The sequence below is a fragment of the Nitrosomonas sp. Is24 genome (genome assembly GCF_033063335.1).
Classification (GTDB): Bacteria; Pseudomonadota; Gammaproteobacteria; order Burkholderiales; family Nitrosomonadaceae; genus Nitrosomonas.
This window is the reverse complement of record NZ_JAWJZG010000001.1, coordinates 469800-488103: the sequence shown is the minus strand read 5'-3', so window position 1 is coordinate 488103 and position 18304 is coordinate 469800. Positions and strand designations below refer to the sequence as shown.

The 18304-nt window shown below is 47.9% G+C and carries 21 protein-coding genes; 5 read left to right on the top strand and 16 right to left on the bottom strand.

Going from position 1 to position 18304, the window contains the following annotated elements:
• Positions 1 to 5: 5 nt before the first annotated feature.
• Complete coding sequence (gene lplT, locus R2103_RS02185; RefSeq protein ID WP_317529927.1) at positions 6 to 1280, bottom strand: lysophospholipid transporter LplT; 1275 nt, start codon at positions 1278 to 1280, stop codon at positions 6 to 8.
• A gap of 266 nt (positions 1281 to 1546) precedes the next feature.
• On the opposite strand from lplT, the gene alr reads away from it, so the two are divergent.
• On the top strand, positions 1547 to 2626 hold the full coding sequence (gene alr / locus R2103_RS02180; RefSeq protein ID WP_317529926.1) for an alanine racemase: 1080 nt from the start codon (positions 1547 to 1549) through the stop codon (positions 2624 to 2626).
• Positions 2627 to 2677: 51 nt separating this feature from the next.
• On the opposite strand, the gene R2103_RS02175 is transcribed toward alr, so the two are convergent.
• From R2103_RS02175 to R2103_RS02115, 13 genes are all read right to left on the bottom strand, one after another.
• The gene (locus R2103_RS02175) at positions 2678 to 3472 is read right to left on the bottom strand and encodes a peptidylprolyl isomerase (RefSeq protein ID WP_317529925.1); all 795 of its coding nucleotides are present in this window, start codon (positions 3470 to 3472) and stop codon (positions 2678 to 2680) included.
• Positions 3473 to 3628: 156 nt separating this feature from the next.
• Positions 3629 to 3931 (bottom strand): YciI family protein, encoded by a 303-nt coding sequence (locus R2103_RS02170; protein WP_132424640.1) that lies wholly within the window; start codon positions 3929 to 3931, stop codon positions 3629 to 3631.
• Positions 3931 to 4545, bottom strand: coding sequence for a septation protein A (locus tag R2103_RS02165; protein WP_317529924.1), 615 nt, complete (start codon positions 4543 to 4545; stop codon positions 3931 to 3933). The genes R2103_RS02170 and R2103_RS02165 overlap by 1 nt, the downstream gene beginning before the upstream one ends.
• Positions 4546 to 4614: 69 nt before the next feature.
• Positions 4615 to 5766: an NAD(P)/FAD-dependent oxidoreductase gene (locus tag R2103_RS02160; protein ID WP_317529923.1), complete on the bottom strand. Its 1152-nt coding sequence runs from the start codon at positions 5764 to 5766 to the stop codon at positions 4615 to 4617.
• A 225-nt stretch (positions 5767 to 5991) separates the two neighbouring features.
• Positions 5992 to 6774 (bottom strand): VacJ family lipoprotein, encoded by a 783-nt coding sequence (locus R2103_RS02155; RefSeq protein WP_317529922.1) that lies wholly within the window; start codon positions 6772 to 6774, stop codon positions 5992 to 5994.
• Between the two features lie 238 nt (positions 6775 to 7012).
• Entirely contained in the window at positions 7013 to 9106 is a 2094-nt protein-coding gene (locus R2103_RS02150) for a M3 family metallopeptidase (protein ID WP_317529921.1), read from the bottom strand.
• 55 nt (positions 9107 to 9161) lie between these two features.
• Positions 9162 to 10436 carry a dihydroorotase gene (locus tag R2103_RS02145; RefSeq protein WP_317529920.1) on the bottom strand — a complete coding sequence of 425 codons (1275 nt, stop codon included), beginning with the start codon at positions 10434 to 10436 and terminating at the stop codon, positions 9162 to 9164.
• Positions 10437 to 10446: 10 nt separating this feature from the next.
• Positions 10447 to 11406 carry an aspartate carbamoyltransferase catalytic subunit gene (locus R2103_RS02140; RefSeq protein ID WP_317529919.1) on the bottom strand — a complete coding sequence of 320 codons (960 nt, stop codon included), beginning with the start codon at positions 11404 to 11406 and terminating at the stop codon, positions 10447 to 10449.
• The gene (pyrR, locus tag R2103_RS02135) at positions 11403 to 11909 is read right to left on the bottom strand and encodes a bifunctional pyr operon transcriptional regulator/uracil phosphoribosyltransferase PyrR (protein WP_317529918.1); all 507 of its coding nucleotides are present in this window, start codon (positions 11907 to 11909) and stop codon (positions 11403 to 11405) included. Before pyrR ends, R2103_RS02140 begins: the two co-directional genes overlap by 4 nt.
• The gene (gene ruvX / locus R2103_RS02130; RefSeq protein WP_317529917.1) at positions 11890 to 12375 is read right to left on the bottom strand and encodes a Holliday junction resolvase RuvX; all 486 of its coding nucleotides are present in this window, start codon (positions 12373 to 12375) and stop codon (positions 11890 to 11892) included. Before ruvX ends, pyrR begins: the two co-directional genes overlap by 20 nt.
• A 13-nt stretch (positions 12376 to 12388) precedes the next feature.
• On the bottom strand, positions 12389 to 12949 hold the full coding sequence (locus tag R2103_RS02125) for a YqgE/AlgH family protein (RefSeq protein ID WP_121165895.1): 561 nt from the start codon (positions 12947 to 12949) through the stop codon (positions 12389 to 12391).
• A 77-nt stretch (positions 12950 to 13026) separates the two neighbouring features.
• Complete coding sequence (gene coq7 / locus R2103_RS02120) at positions 13027 to 13653, bottom strand: 2-polyprenyl-3-methyl-6-methoxy-1,4-benzoquinone monooxygenase (protein ID WP_132424613.1); 627 nt, start codon at positions 13651 to 13653, stop codon at positions 13027 to 13029.
• Between the two features lie 85 nt (positions 13654 to 13738).
• A complete protein-coding gene (locus R2103_RS02115) occupies positions 13739 to 15073 on the bottom strand; it encodes a (Fe-S)-binding protein (RefSeq protein ID WP_317529916.1) in 1335 nt (444 codons plus the stop codon).
• Between the two features lie 130 nt (positions 15074 to 15203).
• On the opposite strand from R2103_RS02115, the gene rpsP reads away from it, so the two are divergent.
• The 4 genes from rpsP to rplS are packed head-to-tail and all read left to right on the top strand — an operon-like array spanning position 15204 to position 17205.
• A complete protein-coding gene (rpsP, locus tag R2103_RS02110; protein WP_317529915.1) occupies positions 15204 to 15470 on the top strand; it encodes a 30S ribosomal protein S16 in 267 nt (88 codons plus the stop codon).
• 31 nt (positions 15471 to 15501) lie between these two features.
• Complete coding sequence (gene rimM, locus R2103_RS02105) at positions 15502 to 16005, top strand: ribosome maturation factor RimM (RefSeq protein ID WP_317529914.1); 504 nt, start codon at positions 15502 to 15504, stop codon at positions 16003 to 16005.
• Positions 16006 to 16019: 14 nt separating this feature from the next.
• Positions 16020 to 16790 (top strand): tRNA (guanosine(37)-N1)-methyltransferase TrmD, encoded by a 771-nt coding sequence (gene trmD, locus R2103_RS02100; RefSeq protein ID WP_317529913.1) that lies wholly within the window; start codon positions 16020 to 16022, stop codon positions 16788 to 16790.
• Positions 16791 to 16806: 16 nt separating this feature from the next.
• Positions 16807 to 17205 carry a 50S ribosomal protein L19 gene (rplS, locus tag R2103_RS02095; protein WP_317529912.1) on the top strand — a complete coding sequence of 133 codons (399 nt, stop codon included), beginning with the start codon at positions 16807 to 16809 and terminating at the stop codon, positions 17203 to 17205.
• A gap of 111 nt (positions 17206 to 17316) precedes the next feature.
• Here the strand turns inward: rplS and R2103_RS02090 are convergent, their stop codons facing one another.
• Positions 17317 to 17673, bottom strand: a complete 357-nt coding sequence (locus R2103_RS02090; protein WP_317529911.1) for an arsenate reductase family protein — start codon at positions 17671 to 17673, stop codon at positions 17317 to 17319.
• 51 nt (positions 17674 to 17724) lie between these two features.
• Positions 17725 to 18240 carry an invasion associated locus B family protein gene (locus R2103_RS02085; protein ID WP_317529910.1) on the bottom strand — a complete coding sequence of 172 codons (516 nt, stop codon included), beginning with the start codon at positions 18238 to 18240 and terminating at the stop codon, positions 17725 to 17727.
• Between the last annotated feature and the right edge of the window lie 64 nt (positions 18241 to 18304).

Sequence of the window (18304 nt, the reverse complement as noted above, 5' to 3'; positions counted from 1 at the left end):
CATGATCAGTGTATTTTCTTTGCCCCGATCAAATGAAGCGAGTCTTCTTTACTTTGATTTAATAAATGCCATTTCCGTATCAATGCCATCATGACCGAAACAAATAATCCGAAAGCGGCAATCACAATATAGATGTGCACTTCAAACCATATCAGCAATGCATAGAGTAACAACATCGCCAGAATACTCAGGTTTTCATTGAAATTTTGCACCGCAATGGAATGCCCCGCACCCATCAAAATATGTCCGCGATGTTGCAGTAAAGCATTCATCGGTACCACGAAGAATCCTGCCAGGCCGCCAATCAGCATCAGCAATGCGATTGCGATCCATAAATCTTTTACCAGAATCATCGCCATCACCACAATGCCCATCGCAATGCCCAATGGAATCACTTTGACGGACTGCCGCAGCGAAATCCACCGGGCTGCCATCACAGCGCCCACGGCAATTCCCACTGCAACCACACCCTGCAATTGCGCAGCTTGATTGAGCGGATAATTCATCGCCACTTCGGCCCATTTCAACACAATAAACTGTAATGTCGCACCCGCGCCCCAAAACAGCGTGGTCACCGCAAGCGAGATCTGCCCCAGCTTGTCGGTCCATAATAATTTCACACAGTGTCTAAACTCGTGAATCAGAAAGAAAGGATTCTTTTTGGGAATGCGATGATCAACGCCGGTATTCGGGATATACAGATTAAACAACGCGGCGATGGCGTAAATGACGGCGATGATCAGGATACCGCTTTCCAATGCGTTATCGATCCCCGTGTCGATCACAGGAAAATCAAACTGCAGCAGCGTGCCTGCTACAGCCGGTGTAATCAGCACACCGCCCAATACCGTACCCAGCACTATCGATGCTACCGTTAATCCTTCGATCCAGCCATTGGCGATCACCAATTTCTCCGCGGGCAATAATTCGGTCAAAATGCCGTACTTGGCAGGCGAATAAGCGGCCGCACCGAGTCCCACTACCGCGTACGCAGCCAATGCGAAATATTGATGCATGGCGATGAAGAGTAATCCACAGCCGGTAATTTTGATGGTGTTGCTAATGAACATGACGCGCCCTTTCGGCATAGAATCCGCAAATGCGCCAACGAAAGGAGCCAGAATCACGTAGAACAACACGAAAACAAACTTCAGCATGGGTGTTAAATAGGCAGGTGCATGTAAATCAATCAACAGTGCAATCGCCACAACCAGCAACGCGTTATCTGCCAAAGAAGAGAAAAACTGCGCTGCCATAATCGTATAAAAACCGCGTTCCAAGCTATTTCCTTGTATATTTATTTTTTCTGAGTGAATTCAGGTGTTGAGTCATTCTTTCATGCAACACATCACCTGTGTAACAAAATCACCAACTGCAGATCTATTCAAGCGCTTCCAGTCGGGCGCACAAGATTAGATTAGCATATCATGCCGCTTTGCATGTTAAGGTATGTCGACATAATAGTTAAATCGGCATCACAAAATTAGATTATTATAAAAAAACTTGCGAATAATACTCGCTCTTGCTTATTCTGAACATTAAATTCATGCCACGCCCTACCCAAGCTTTTATCGACCTTGCCGCTTTAACTCATAATCTGTCCATAGTCCGCAAACATGCCCCACAGTCGCGCATCATGGCAATCCTTAAAGCCAATGCTTACGGTCATGGATTACTCCATAGCGCCAGTGCCCTGAAAGATGCCGATGGATTCGCGTTACTGGAGTTGGATGCGGCAATATGCCTGCGTGATGCCGGTTACCAGCATCCGATCCTGCTCCTGGAAGGTTTTTTTTCAACCGAAGAATTAGCGATCTTTGAGCAATACCGTTTGAGCGCGGTCGTTCATCATGCTGAGCAAATTGCCATGTTGTCAGCTTCCAAGCATTACAACATTGATTTATTTATAAAGATTAATACTGGGATGAATCGTTTGGGGCTAGCGCCACAGCAATTTTCACAAGCCATCGGCACACTGATCGAGAAGCAATACTACAAAAACATTACATTGATGACACATTTTGCTTCCGCTGATGAACCTGGCGAAGCAGAGAATGTCATTGGGCAGTTACAGTACTTTGAAACCATCACGAAAGAGTACCGCCATTATCCCAGCTCACTCGCAAATTCAGCAGCAATCATTCGTTATCCTGTCACGCATACCGATTGGGTGCGCCCTGGCATTATGCTTTACGGGGCCTCGCCTTTTACGGATAAAACCGCAGCAGAGTTGCACTTGCAGCCCGTCATGACGCTTTCGAGCAGAATTATTGCCACACAGGATTTGGGAGTTGGTGACAGAGTCGGTTATCACGGCCTTTTTCAAACGGCCGAGCCAATGCGCATCGGTATTGTCGCATGCGGCTACGCGGATGGATATCCACGCCACGCACCAACAAACACCCCAGTATTGATCAATAATCAACGCAGCCGGTTGTTGGGCCGGGTGTCAATGGACATGCTTGCGGTAGACTTAACCGGTATTGAAAATGCCGGACTGAATAGCCCCGTTACATTATGGGGCAAAGGATTGGATGTTGATGAAGTTGCTCAGAGTGCCGGTACAACCAGCTATGAGTTGCTTTGCGCACTATCCCCCCGGGTAGAAAAGACTGCTTCGCTGTAAAAACACAGCATCGCAATCCGATCTACCCAGGGCACATCACAATTGCAAGTGTTACTCTACTTTTGCTTTGCTGCGCAATTCTTGCACCACTGTTCCAAATTCGCGCTGCAATACACGTTGCTGAATATTTTGTTTAACTTCTTCAAAAGGTGGTACTTCCATTGGACGGATATCCATTAACTGAATCACGTGCCAGCCAAAAGATGTTTGCACGGGTTGTTCCGTCAATCCCCCTTTGGATAATTTCACCAGTGCTTCGGAAAATGGTCTGACATAAGCTGCCGGTGGGCTCCAATTAAGCTCACCGCCATTTTCTTTACTGCCGTCATCAACCGATTTCTCTTCAGCTATTTTTGCAAAATTACCGCCTTTTTTGAGTTTTGCAATAATATCCTTGGCTTCATTTTCATTGGCGACAAGAATATGGCGTGCCTTGTATTCTTTATCCCCCATTTGCACTTTCAGAACTTCGTATTCTTTGCGCAAAGTCTCTTCACTCACCACATTATTTCTGATGTAATCCGCTTGGAAAGCTCTGACCAGCACTGCCTGACGAGCTATTTCGAGTTGTGCAATTACGTCGGGATCTTTATCCAGCTTCTTTTTCACTGCTTCTTGCGCGAGGATCTCTTCAGCAATCAGATTTTCACGCAAAGCCTTTCTCATTTCCGGACCATCAGGCTGTCCCTGCGCCGCACTGGCCTTCACCATTAATTCCAGACGTGACTGCGGAATTGCTACGCCATTCACCTTAGCCACGGTACCTGTCGATTGGGCTTGAGCTGATAGCGTCATCATTCCTAAAACACTAATCATCATTGCCTGTGAGAATTTCGTCAAACGCATTGAATTTCCTTTTTTGTGATTGAGATAAAATTTATATTCGCCAGAATATATCGCCGCGAGAAAGTATACGCCTTAACTGAATCGACGTGAATCTCTACAGCCCATTATTTCTATTGAATAACTTGATACTGTTGAAGAAATGGTTTTGCAGTTGCCTTACGCCGGTAACACTTTTTTAAAAGGCTTTACGGTCACTTTCTGATAGACGCCCGCACTCACGTAGGGATCGGCGTTAGCCCACGCCTGCGCTGCCTCCAAGGACTCAAACTCAGCTACAATCAAACTGCCGGAAAACCCTGCGGGACCAGGATCTTGACTGTCGATAGCCGGATAAGGACCGGCCAAAACCAAGCGTCCTTCATCTTGTAATACTTGAATTCTTTTCAGATGCTCCGGACGGACTGTCATCCGTTTTCCCAAGCTATCCGGCACATCTTCTCCATTAATGGCATATAACATTATCGTTCCTTGTTCGCTTTATTTTCTCTTTCACCCTTGAAATCATCCGGCTCACCGGCAGGAGCATCCGCAGTCAATGTGGCCGGTGCATCTTTCAAATATTTTCCCAACATCAACACTTGTCCGATAACAAAAACAAGCATCAATCCCGTCGCACCAAAAAGCTTAAATGTAACCCAGGTATCTACCGGAAAATTAAACGCGACATAAAGGTTGACACACCCCATCGTGAGAAAAAACCCCACCCAGCTTAAATTGAGTCTGCTCCAGACAAAAGGCGGTAAAACCATCTGTTTCTCAAGCATGGCCTGTATCAGGTTTTTTCTAAAAATTACATTGGATCCTAATAAAACGGTTGCGATCAACCAATACAACACGGTTGGTTTCCATTTGATAAACATCTCATCCTGGGATATTAATGTCGCACCACCAAAAATGACAATAACAGCCAAATTGATCCACATCATCTTATCGACATGGCGATTGCGAAACCAAAGCCAAACTATTTGTGCAATCGCTGCCACTATCGCAACCGCAGTGGCGATGAAGATATCGTACAGCTTGAACGCCAGGAAAAATAAAATTACCGGGAATAGATCAAAGAGAAATTTCATCGCTGCACGTATCGTGAATTTTTTAAATGGCTCGTCCGAGAGTAGATCATCAAAAGCAAGAAATGTTTCTTACTCCAATACCGGAGGTAAATGAGGAGTGAGGCTATTTTTCTCCTGCGTCGCCGCACCCAACAAAGCATAACCAAGCAATCGACCGGTATCATCTTTATAGAGCGCCTTTACGCCATTCTGATCGGCTTCCACATGCCATTCACCTTTTATAGTGAAATCGGGCGGCGAAACAACCGCAGGACATGCGGGTGTTTTAACGATAACCGGCATCGCCGGATAACGAACCTCTGTCGGATTGCCTGCAAGCGTTGCCGCCAGAGCCCGGGCTGCATGCGTGATCGGCATCACAAAAGGCAACACTTTTCCTGCAACTTCGGCGCAATCGCCCAAGGCATAGATATCGTCAAACTGTGTTTGTAACAAGCGGTTAACGACAATTCCGCGATTAACAGGAATACCGGCTGATGCGGCCAGTTTCGTACGCGCGCGTAACCCGACCGCGGACAGAACGATATCAGATTCAATTGCGCTTCCATCGGCGAATGTCAGGCGTAGTCTTTCTTGCGCTTGATCAATGGACTGTGTGGTTGCGTTCAAATGAAATACCACACCCGCCGCTTCCAGCCTTTGCCGTATAAAGGCCCCGCCTGCTGACGGCAGAAGACGCCCCAGCGGCTGCGCGCTGATATCTATCACATCGACATGGTAACCGGCGGTTGCCAGATCGTTGGCAAATTCACAACCGATCAAACCCGCGCCAATAATGCTGATGCGTTTTTTCCCTGTCAGTGCAATACGAAATTTTTTATAATCATCAAGATCATTAATAGTCAATATATTCGCCACACCATCGCCCGAAAGCGGCAAATGCACTTGATCAGCGCCCAACGCCAAAACCAATTGACTGTAGGGAATTTTCTCACCATCGGCCAATGTCACTGCGCGCGCGGCTTGATCAATCGCACTGACACGGCAGTGGGGTCGAATGGAAATCTTCAATTGTGATGCCATTTGAGTGGCGTCACCGTTGACAATCGATTCGGGAGTTTTCCCGGATGACAATGCATTTGACAGCATGGGCTTGGAATAAAAACCACCATGATCGGCAGATAGCATGATGACATCAAATTCCGTATTTAGTTTACGTAATTCTCGCGCCACCGCATAACCGGCTAATCCGCTTCCTATAATAACTACGGAATTCTTCATTAACTCAAATCTCCACCATCACTAAATCCACCTCATTCACGCTAACCCTATGACTGCCATCGTAGCGGCATAGCGGCAATCGGCTTTTTTTCCTGGATTGACAAAAAACAAGGCACACTGATTAGCGGAGTACGCTTCCTAATCAATGTGCCTTGTTGTATCTACTCTATTTGTATGCGCACGGATGCGGCACGCATCCGGGATCAAAAAAGATTCCCGCGCTATCTATTTTTCTTCAGCCTTGTTGTTCACCAGACTTGTACGTCTTTGCAAATAAGCATCGCGCACGAATTCATACTTGTCCAATGCAGCTTCCTCGAGTGTCTTATCTTGTTCCAGGAATTGCGCCCGCGCATTAACCGTTCTCGCTGCAGCTACAGGGAGACGTAGCGCCGTTGTATTAAGATAAGGAACACCGGTCATAAAAACACCCGTCACCCCTTGCGTCACAGGATCCATAAAGAAGCTGTCGACAGCGATACCGAATGTATCACGAACAGAACTTGGCCCCAGCAAAGGCAATACAATGTAAGGCCCACTGCCGACTCCATAGCGTCCCAGTGTCTGACCAAAATCTTCATTTCGTTTGCTGAGATTAATATCGCTCACAGCACTGATATCACTCGCGATATCGATCATGCCGAATATCCCGAAAGTGGTATTGACCAATAAACGTGCACTACTGGCAAGCGCGCTCTCGTAATTTAATTGCAGCACGGAGTTAGTGATTACCACCACTTCGTTCAAATTGGAGAAAAAGTTTCCAACAACCAGTTCAACCGGATCAGGTGTAACCCGCTTATAGCCTCTGGCCACAGGGTCAAAAACATTGTCGTACACCATTTCATTGAAATTAAAAACAGCGCGATTCATGGATTCCAGAGGATCGTTCACACTATTTTGGTTGTTCACGTTCGCGCTCGCCGCTGTCTTCGTTGAGGCACAACCCGTTAAAAACAAACCAGAAACCAGCACAGCAATAGCTACGGTACGGATAATATTAATCATGTTCTTATTTCTTCTAATAAAAATTTCGGTCGATCTTGCCACATTTATACGATAGGTTCAATACAACCTCGCACAAAGTGCTATTTTTGTTCAGGCGGTCATCCATCGATACTATGCGGAATAATTAGGAAGTTTCCAATTCATCAGGTGCCCGGCGTTCAATATACGACAAATTATGCCCGCACTTTATAAATTATGGATTCAACAATAGCATGGACAAAACGATGCAATTCTCCGGTTACGCCGTTTCCATCCCGCTATGGCGCAATAACGCATCCAATTCCGGCTCACGGCCTCGAAACGCAATAAATGACTCGAGTGCGGAGCGGCTTCCTCCCACAGCCAGAATTTCTTCCAGAAAATGCGAACCCGTCGCTGCATTCACGACACCATCCGAAGCGGTTTCTTCAAACATGCTGTAGGCATCCGCCGAAAGCACTTCCGCCCATTTATAACTGTAGTAGCCCGCGGCATAGCCTCCGGCAAAAATATGCGCGAAACTGTTGGGGAAACGGTTGAAGTCCGGTGGAATAATTACCGCGACCTGATTGCGGATATCATCCAGTAACTGTAATACCGTCCGATCGCCGTCCGGTTTAAAATCGAAGTGCACATGCATATCGAACAGCGCAAACTCAATCTGCCGTAGCATCTGCAAGCCACTTTGAAAATTCTTGGCTTTTATCATCTTATCGAACAGCGCTTTGGGTAATGATTCTCCTGTTTCAATGTGCTGAGTCATTCCGGTCAACACATCCCATTCCCAGCAAAAATTTTCCATGAACTGGCTTGGCAGCTCCACCGCGTCCCACTCAACGCCGTTAATTCCGGATACCCCCAAGTCTTCCACTTTGGTCATCAAATGATGCAAACCATGACCAAACTCATGAAACAACACAATCACTTCATTATGCGTAAATAAAGCTGGACGGGGTTGATCATCCATCGTAACCGGTGCCGAGAAATTACACGTCAGGTAGGCAACCGGTAATTGTATGGTGGATTTCCCCGTGTGCTGATGATCGATCCGGCGGCGTGTAATCGCGTCATCCATCCAGGCGCCACCACGTTTGGTAGGCCGGGCGTAGAGATCCAAATAAAATTGACCGATCAGCTCACCGTTGGCGTCATGAATATCAAAAAACTTCACATCGGGATGCCAGCGCTGAATATTGCGTGCAGGCGCCGCAAGCGTGATGCGGATGCCGTACAGCTTTTCCACCACTTTAAACATACCGGTCAATACTTTATCCTCTGGAAAGTATTGTTTAACCTCCTGGTCCGAAAAAGCGTAGCGCTCTTGCCGCAATTTCTCACTGACATACGCCAAATCCCATGCTTCAAGTCCCGGCAGATTCAATTTCTCTGCGGCAAACTGCTGCAATGCTTGTAGATCGCCCACAGCGTATGGTTTCGCCTTAGCAGCCAGCTTCGTCAGGAAATCCAAAACTTGCTGCGGAGAAGTTGCCATTTTTGTGGCCAGCGAAACCTCGGCATAATTATCATAGCCGAGCATTTGCGCCGCTTCGCGGCGTAGCTCCAGTATTTTGTTGATCAACGGCATATTATCTTTGCTCGAATCACCCTGACTATCGAACTCGCTGGCGCGCGTTGCATAGGCGCGGTACATTTGCTCGCGCAAATCGCGGTTATCGGCGTATTGCAGCACGGGAAGATACGATGGCATGTGCAGGGTGAATTTCCAGCCTGTTTTGCCATCCGCTACGGCTAACTGTTGCGCCGATTGCAGCACATCGTCCGGAATACCCGCCACCTTCTCCGCATCTTCAATCAATAATGAATAAGCATTAGTGGCGTCGAGTAAATTATCGCTGAACGTGGACGTCAACTTGGATAGTTCTTCCTGGATTTGCAAGAAACGTTGTTTCTTTTCAGCCGGTAACTCGGCACCACCCAAACGGAAATCGCGCAATTCATTGTCGATGATTCGCTTCCGCGCCGGAGTCAGTTGATCGAATTCCGCACTTGCACGTAACTGTTTAAATTTCTCAAACAACCGCACATCTTGCGATAACTCGGCATAAAACTGCGTGATCAAAGGCAGATTAGCATTATAGGTCTCACGCAGCTCCGGCGTATTCATCACCGCGTTCAGATGCGACACTTGTCCCCAAGCACGGGATAACCGCTCATTGGCATCGGTCATCGGCTGCACAAAAGTCTGCCAGGTAGATGCTTTGTCATCCGCCCGCACCTTGTCAATCACCGCGCGATTTTCCTGTAATAACGCTTCAATCGCTGGCGTGATATCTTCGTTCTTTATTTCTGCAAAACAGGGCAGTCCGGAAAAATCAAGTAATGGGTTTGACATGGCGCTCCAAATGATCGGTTAAAAACAAAAATGATAGGGAAATTTTGCTGAAGACTCAGCACTCGTAAACAATATGACCATTTACCAGGGTATATTTAACACCGCCCGGTATTTCCATCCCCATAAAAGGCGTGTTCTTCCCTTGGCTTTGAATGGCTGACGAGGTCACCTTCCAGTAATGGTCAGGATCAAAAATACAGATATCCGCAGCACTGCCGAGCGATAAATGCCCCGCGTCTATCCCCAGTATCCGGGCCGGATCCGAGGTAATCTTGGATAACACGTTGAGCAATGGCAAGCGCATTTCCGATCCCCATTTCAAAGTGAGCGGCAGCAACAACTCCACCCCCGTCGCGCCAACCTCGGATTGACCGAACGGCAATAACTTGGCGTCTTCATCCACCGGCGCATGATCCGAACAAATCGCGCTGATCGTGCCATCCAGCAAACCATGACGCAATGCATCGCGATCACTCGAGCTGCGCAATGGCGGCATCAGATGACAATTGGAATCAAAAAAACCGATATCCATATCCGACAAGTGCAGATGATTAATCGACACGTCGCAGGTGATCGGCAAACCTTGCTGCCTGGCTGTACGAATCATCGCCAGGCCCTCAGCGCTGGAAATCCGGCATAAGTGCACTCTGACGCCGGTTTCCTTGGTTAATAAAATAATATTGCCGATGGCAATCGTTTCAGCGCATACGGGAACTGTCAGCAAACCCAGCCGGGTTGCCACTTCGCCATCATGCGCCACGCCATCGCCGGTCAGCGTGATTTCCTGCGGACGCAACCACACGCTGAAACCGAATGTCGATGCATACAACATGGCCTGCATGAGCACTCGCAAATTCGGTAATAACCCGTCCGATTGCCCAAAAACCACGCATCCGGCGTCGTTCAGTTCGGCCATCTCGGTTAAGCGTTCACCTTTCAATCCTTGTGTCAATGCGCCAATCGGATAGACATGCGCCTGATTGAGGCTTTTGGCGCGATGTTTCAGCATTTCCACCAGCCCCGGCTCGTCCAAAGGCGGATCGGTGTCCGGCGGACAGGCGATGCTCGTAACACCACCGGCAACCGCCGCGGCCATTTCCGATTCCAGCGTAGCCATATATTCCAGCCCCGGTTCACGCAGACGCACGGACAAATCGACCAGCCCCGGACACACGATCAGCGATTGCGCATCGATCACCCGGCTGGCTTGAAATTCATCCGGCGCCGCACCGATGGCAACGATTTTACCTTTGGCAATAAAAATATCTTGCACGGCATCGATACCGTTTTTTGGATCGATCAAGCGCCCATTTTTAATATGAATTTTCATGCAACCGCCTCTAAACCTGATTGCCTGCCAGAATTGACATCACCGCCATGCGCACCGCTATGCCGAATGTCACTTGCGGGAGAATCACCGACTGTTTGCCATCCGCGACTTCCGAATCAATTTCGACACCGCGATTCATCGGCCCCGGATGCATCACGATGGCATCGCGCCGGGCGAGCGACAGTTTTTCCGGGGTCAGCCCATAATATTTAAAATATTCCTCCGGGCTGGGCAGATTCGCACCTTTCATGCGCTCATTCTGCAAGCGCAACATCATCAGCACGTCAATGTCCTTGAGTCCCTTGGCCATATCGTGATAAACGTGCACCCCCAAGCGTTCCACCATTTTGGGCAGCAGCGTTTTAGGCGCGATCACACGTACTTCCGGCACACCAAGCGTGGTCAACGCATGAATTTGGGAGCGCGCCACTCGGGAATGCAAAATGTCACCAATAATCGCCACGCGCAAGTTGCGGAAATCACTTTTGTAGCGCCGGATCGTAAACATATCCAATAAAGCCTGGGTCGGATGCGCGTGACTGCCATCGCCAGCATTGATCACATGAATATCCGGTTGCACATGTTTTGCAATCAAATGCGCCGCGCCGCTCTGCGCATGCCGCACGACAAACATATCCGCATTCATCGCGGAAAGATTGTTGACCGTATCCAGCAGTGTTTCGCCCTTGGATTGCGCGGAAACGGCGATATTGAGATTGAACACATCCGCCGATAAGCGTTTGGCGGCGATTTCAAAGGTTGTGCGCGTGCGCGTGCTCGGTTCGAAAAAAAGATTGAATATCGACTTCCCGCGCAACAGGGGAATTTTTTTGACATCACGTTCCGTGACACCGACAAATGACTCTGCGGTATCCAGGATATGCAATAAAACAGAAGCGGGTAATCCCTCGGTTGTCAGCAAATGCTGCAACACGCCATCTTCATCCAGCTGCGGGTTCCTATTGATCATTCCGGAAGACTCTTATCGTACAAATGAAAGCTTAACTTTCCGTTCTCTCCACACTTTAACTCAAGCATTTTATCCGCCGGTAACTCCAGCATAATGCCGGTATATTGCGCGGCTATCGGCAATTCCCTGCCGCCCCGGTCGACCAAAGCGGCAAAACTAATCGAAGCGGGTCGACCGTAATCGAACAACTCGTTGATCGCAGCACGGATGGTACGCCCCGTCTGCAACACATCGTCCACCAGCAGAATATGCGCACCTTCCACAGCAAACGGTATTTCCGATGGTTTAACCTGCGCATGCAAACCGATCTTATCGAAATCGTCGCGATAAAAAGCAACGTCCAGCATTCCTAGCGGTTGCTTGATCCCCAGTGCTTTGTGCAGGCGCTCGGCCAGCCACACCCCGCCGGTGTGAATACCGATCAGCACAAAATCCTTACCCGCATCGGCTTGGATTTTTTTAGCAAGACTGTCGAATGCTTTCTCAGCGTCTGGTAATTGCATACTGCTCATCAAAAAATGATTGAAGGATTTGTTGTGCCGCGATCTGATCCAATACCGCTTTTTGTTTTCTTCCCGTGATACCAGCTTCGCGTAACGTTGCACTGGCTGTTTCGCTGGTATAACGCTCGTCTTTCATGATCACTTGGATATTAAAACGGCCTGACAACCGTCGCGCGAAACGCTGACTTAATTGCGTCAATTCATGCGCCGTGCCGTCGCTATGCAGCGGCAAACCCACAACCAGTAAAACCGGCTGCCAGGTTTGGATCAATTGCCCAATCAGCGCGAAACGCCGTTCCGTCACTTCACTGTCCACCGTTGCCAGCGGGTGTGCCACCCCCACGGCCGTATTACCAATCGCCACACCGACACGTTTTTTTCCAAAATCAAAGGCCAACACAGCTCCGGCTGGAAGCTGGTCTGGTGCATGATTTTCCGGTGGTTCATCGAGAAGACTTTCCGTCATACAGAACTAATATTTAGGCATGCCCAACTTCATTGGATAGATTGGCGTCCTGAATCCCCAGTAGCTGCATCGCAGCCGGTAGCCTTTCTTCTGTTGGCATATCGAATATCACATTGGTTGATGCAGGCACGGTCAACCAGGCATTCTGCGCCAATTCATGTTCGATTTGACCCGCGGCCCAGCCTGCATAACCCATCGCGATCAAGACTTGATCCGGCCCTTCGGCATTGGCGATGGCTTTTAAAATATCCAACGAAGTGGTCAATCCCACTTCCCCATTCACAGCCAGCGTGGATTGCCACTTACCGACCGGTTGATGCAGCACAAATCCGCAGTCGAGTTGCACCGGCCCGCCAAATAACACCGGCGCCGCATCCGCCAGAGAATCTGCCGGTGGAATACCCAATTGTTTGAACAGGTTGATCAGTGTCAGATCGGTGGGGCGGTTGATGACGATACCGAGCGCGCCTTGCTCGTTATGTTCACAAATATACGTCAATGTTTTGGAAAAGACGGAATCTGCCATTGCCGGCATTGCAATTAGAAAATGATGTGTCAGATTAATACTTTTCATTGCGAATGTGTTTTGACCGGTGACCTGACTATTCTGGTTTCTCTCTTATCCGATATCTTTCCAGTGTAATGCCGCGCTCAAACCCAGTATGCGGTATGAGTCATTAATTTCGATCCAAGTTTCATGGTTAACTTCACCGGCAACGGCAGTTCCGCGCCACCGTATGACAATGCCATGGTCGCATGACTGGCTTCGTCAATTTTCATTTGCGACACGATGGCGCGGCTTTTCTCGTCATGATTGGGCAAACGCTCCAAATGACCGGCCAGGTGGGCGCCGACTTGGTGTTCCGTTTCGGCCAGAAAACCCAGATTCCATTTATCCCCCAGCATGCCCGCCACTACACCGATGGCAAAAGATCCGCCGTACCAGAGCGGGTTCAGGAAACTTTTATGCCCGCCCAGTTCAGCGATACGGCGTTCCGTCCAAGCCAGATGCTCAGTTTCTTCACGCGCGGCCTGCATCAGCGTTTGCTGCACCGTTTCATTGCGTGCTGTCAGTCCCTGCCCCTGATACAACGCTTGCGCGCATACTTCACCGACATGATTCACCCGCATCAACGCACACGATAATCGTTTTTCCGCATCCGTCATCTCAGCTTCCGGCAGTTCATTGCCAGGCACGGGCCGCAAAGTCTGAGCCGGTGTCGAGAGTGTCCGCAGGGCGCTGTCAAAACCAATGATAAGCTTATCGATAGTAATCATCGTCTTTTACTTCATCCTTGAATAAGAATTGACGCGCCATTATAGGCCGATATGCCCGCATTTAGGTACACTAAAATTCACCCGGTTATAATTTCAACCCCATTTGTCTAGCCAGCAGCGTAACCGGATGCAGCACCTCGACATGAATTCCGTTTTCGTACAATCCATTGGCTATATGCATCGCGCAACCGATATTCGAAGTCACCAAGTACTGAGCCTTGCTTTCCTGCACCGTAGTTATCTTATTTTGTAGCAATGTATCCGCAATTTCGGGTTGATCGATGAAGTAAGTACCCGCAGCACCACAGCATTGGTCATTACCAGCTAAAGACACCGCTTCCGCGCCAGGTATCCGGGCAATCAGTTGATAAGGATATGCCTGCTCACGCAATACATATCGCAAACTGCAAGGCTCGTGCACCAGGATTTTTTGCGCCAATGGGACAATATCAATACTTTCCCACCCTTTTGCCGCCACCAGAAAATGGTTGATATCCATAACTTTGCCCTGCTCACTGGCAACACCGGATTCCAGTAATTGCACACCGCAACCCGAGGCGGTACTGATCACCGTATCAAATTCAGCAAAGACCGTTTTATTCCGTTGCACCAGCGCATTGGCTTGCTCCAGCGCGCCGCTATGCTGATAGATAGCGCCACAGCACGTTTGATTGCGCGGAATATGGACCGTGTAGCCCAAGCGATTCAATACATAAATACTCGAATTTAAGGTAGCCACATCGGTCACACGCGCCACACATCCCAAAAATAATGCAACTTCACCACGTTTCTCGCCCTGCGCGGGATAAACCTGCTGCCAAATACTATTATCGTTCGCAGCATTTCCCCCATCCGCAGCCGCTGTATAGGGAAACTTAACTACAGGAAGCTGAGCGATGAATTTAAATATTCGATTTTTTTCGATCAAACCTGATTTCCGCAACCCGCGCAGCCATTCTCTTTTTTGCAGGAAATGTAGCAATCGGCGTAACCGGTCCAAACGCGCAGGCTGGGTCAGCAATAGCCGTTCCAGCGCAATGCGCCAGTTTGACCTCCGGGCTACTGCCACGGACTTTGATTGATCCTCAATAAGAGCACGCGTTTCATCAATAAGACGCCCATAAGAAACGCTATTTGGACAAACCGCTTCGCAAGCCCGGCAAGTCAAACAACGGTCCATATGCTGAATAAATCGCGCATTCAAAGCAATCCGCCCATTGGCAACACCATTCATTAAAACGATACGCCCGCGCGGAGAATCCGCTTCCGATTTCAACACACGATAAGTTGGACAATGCGGCAAACATAAACCACATGAAACGCACTGGTTTGATTCAGCGATAATCAAATTCTTGGAAAACTTTGAGAGCAATTTATAATCCCGCTTCAGAAATACTGTAATTGGACATGATATCCGCACTTACTTTAATAGCATCATGGTAATACATGGCTATTTTATCACTTGTCAGAATTGCAACAATTACTGTAAAATTAAATGTTAATTAAATTCAAGCTTCACACTTTTAGACTGACAGGTTTATAGGAAAAACATGGTTATAATTAGATTGGCAAGGGGTGGTGCAAAAAAACGTCCGTTTTTTAATATGGTAGTGGCTAATTCCCGCTATGCACGTGACGGCCGGTTTATCGAACGTATTGGCTTTTATAATCCACGAGCCGCTGGTGGCGAAGAAGCATTGCGCGTTCAATTAGATCGCGTTGCTTATTGGCAATCTCAAGGTGCGCAGTTATCGTCAACAGCAACCCGGTTAATCAAACAATTTTCCACCAGCAAAGCAGTGCCAGCAAATAGCTAAAATAAGCGAACAAAATACACCGATGGTGATAATGGGCCATATTATCGGCCCATTTGGCGTTTATGGCTGGGTAAAAGTTAATCCGTACACAGAATACATCGATGGATTAATGGATTATCCAATGTGGTGGTTAAGTAAAGATAGTAAAAACTGGCAAAAGGTGCATGTTGTTTCTGGTCGCATAAACGGTAGCATCCTAAATGCAAAATTCGCCGAATATACCGATCGCACGCAAGCCTTCGCCTTAAACGGAATGCAGATAGCGGTCCCGCGCGACCAGCTTCCTGACTTATCCGAAAATGGAATGGACGGTTATTATTGGTCGGATTTGATCGGCACTACGGTGCAAAATCTAGCGGGTGAAGAATTAGGCAAGGTTGTTGGTTTACTTGAGACGGGCGCAAATGATGTTTTGTGCATACAAAATGGAAACGAGGATAAAAAAGAAATTCTCATTCCTTTTGTTGATCAGTTCATCAGCAAAGTTGATTTGAAGCTTTCTCGAATTACGGTAGATTGGAGCAAAGACGATTAAGGTAATAATGAGCGATGCCTTTTGAATGCGATGTTATTACGCTATTTCCAGAAATGTTTAATGCCATCACGCACTATGGCATAACAGGAAAAGCGAGCAAGAATAATATCTTTCAACTCAATACATGGAATCCGCGCGACTTTACCAGCAATAATTATCGTACTGTCGATGATAGTCCGTACGGGGGTGGTCCCGGAATGGTCATGATGGCTCAACCGTTGGAAGATGCCATCATACAAGCCAAAGCGAGACAGCATGCTGCTGGGATTGAAAAACCCACGGTTGCTTATCTAACACCCCAGGGAAAACGGCTTGACCACCAAATGGTGACGCAGCTGAGCAAAATGCCAGGACTGATTATGCTGTGCGGGCGATATGAAGGCGTGGATGAGCGCCTAATCAATCGTCAAGTTGAAATTGAGATTTCAATTGGCGATTATGTGGTTTCCGGCGGCGAGCTGGCTGCAATGGTGCTAATTGACTGTATAGTGCGGCAAATCCCGGGAGCCTTGGGTGATCCCGAATCTGCGAATCAAGATTCATTTGTGGAGGGATTACTGGACTATCCGCATTACACGCGCCCTGAGGTGTATCAAGGGGATCGTGTGCCGGAAATATTGATGTCAGGCAATCATGCCTATATCCGCCGTTGGCGTTTACAGCAAGCACTCGGCAGAACATGGTTAAAGCGTCCTGATTTATTTGAGTTGAAATTTGCGTATGGCTTGACGCGGGAAGAAGAAAAACTGTTGGAAGAATTTAAACAATCCTGTAAATCCAGGTAGAAAGAGGGGAAATATCATGAACATTATTGAACAATTAGAAGCAGAAGAAATTAAACGCCTGAATAAAGAAATACCTGATTTCTCTCCGGGAGATACCGTCATTGTCAGCGTTAATGTGGTTGAAGGCGACCGTAAACGCGTTCAGGCTTACGAAGGCGTCGTAATAGCCAAACGTAATCGTGGTTTGAATTCAGCGTTCACAGTACGAAAGATTTCAAGCGGAGAAGGCGTGGAACGTACTTTCCAGACCTATTCGCCATTGATAGCGAGCATAGAAATTAAGCGCCGTGGTGACGTTTGCCGTGCAAAACTCTATTACCTCAGAGATCGCGCAGGCAAGTCGGCCCGGATTCGCGAGAAACTGCCAGCTCGTGCTTCTTCAGGTGACAACAAAAACGCAGCAGCCGCAGAGTAAGACGCAGTACAACAAACATCACATAAGGATCAGTGCGATGTCAGCACTGATCCTTACCTAATCTCAGAAGCACCGTGCTGCAGATTGACACATGCAAGGGCAAGCAGCCCCCTACTTGTTGACCTTATTAAGCAGTTCCAAAACATTCTCCGGCGGACGGCACAATTTGGCTTGGTTACCCCGCACCACGATGGGCCGCTGAATCAGATCTGGATTTCTAACCATAGCCACCAGGATTTCATCGTCCGATGCTGCACTTAGGTCACGCGCTGCGGGTTCATCTTGACGTAGAATATCACGCACAGGCAGGTTAAGTTTTTGGATCAACTCGCACAGTTTATCCACTGTTAAAGGCACCTCGTAATAATTGATTGACTCGAACTCTTCACCACTCTCTTTGAGCAAAGATAGGGTCGCCCTGCATTTACTGCAAGTTGTTTTTTGATAAATAACGATCTTGTCACTCATATTTTTCCCGCCTGCTGGATCGAGATTCTCTAACTACACGATAAGAAACCGTTATTTCACACCACATTCAGCCGAGATTGCCTTATGCGCGGACGTCGAACCGCTCAATCCGAATGTATCCACGGTTTCCGTGCCACGAGCCGATGCACCTTTAACCACCAGAGAGCTTCCACGTTTGATCGCATCCGTTATTTTATTATCGGTTGCTTGATCGGGAGCCCATGCTGAATCATCCTGAGTAAACAGCTTGAAATTCTGATTGTTAACGGTAACCGTCGCATCACTTCCCGGTTTATAAGGATACCCGGCGATATAGCTGAAAACATTTTTACTCTTTTCCGCAGGGCGATGCGTAATCAACGCAAATACATCGCCACGCTTTGAATAATTCCCTTCCGATTTTTTCGGCTGGCTCACCATGTAACACACTTTGCTATTGTTCTCCATGAACATATAGGCAGTCCAGTCACCATGCTGACCGAGCAGTTTGGGCTCTGCAGCTTGCGCTGCATTACAGAGTGAAAAAATAACACCAGCCAATATCAATTTTCTACATTTCCGCTTCATTTTGAAAACCTTGAGAAGTATTGTCGATACGATTTTTCAGCGAATGATCAGTATCAAGAGTGAA